Below are 541 nucleotides of genomic sequence, written 5' to 3'. Positions count from 1 at the left end.
CACAGAGCGAGCGCAGAGCGGGAGCCACGTAGTGTGGCCGTAGGCCATCTGTGTGGGATGGTTCTTGATAATCTGATTTTTATGGTAGAATGTGAGTCGAGGTTAAATCGATGGATATCTTGGCGGATTACATCGAAGAAGCCCGATAGGTTAGGAGAAGGCTCATGACGCAGGAACGTCACAACCCGACCCACATCAGTATTATAACACAACTGATGGCGATGGTTCAACACAAGACCGCCAAGACTGGTGGTCTCGGATGGAATCCGTAGGTCGTTCATATACGAAATTAGAGGCCCAAAGGGTCATCAAAGCTCAGTCATATGATGGGGGGTATTATCCTCGTTCATGGCTTGGGCATGTGTTCCATCTGGGGTGGTCTGTTGATGATATCTGCTGGCTGATATCTGCTGACTGCAAGCACCTTGGGCTTATAGCTCGGGATTATTCTGCTGATGAGAATCTGCGTTTTGCGTGTCGTTCGGAACAGGAAGACAGGCGACGCTTCAGGCTTCCTGCTGGTGGTTTAGAATACGTTCCA

Annotated in this window: 1 protein-coding gene; it reads left to right on the top strand. The window is 49.7% G+C overall.

Annotated elements, in window-relative coordinates:
• Positions 1–259: 259 nt before the first annotated feature.
• Positions 260–541, top strand: a 282-nt coding sequence (locus KP705_RS16650; protein ID WP_215765056.1) for a hypothetical protein, incomplete at its 3' end; no start/stop codon positions are given.

Source organism: Gluconobacter sp. P1D12_c, from assembly GCF_018812105.1.
Classification (GTDB): domain Bacteria; phylum Pseudomonadota; class Alphaproteobacteria; order Acetobacterales; family Acetobacteraceae; genus Gluconobacter; species Gluconobacter oxydans_A.
The sequence above is the reverse complement of the archived record's forward strand: the minus strand, read 5'-3'. Positions and strand labels throughout refer to the sequence as shown.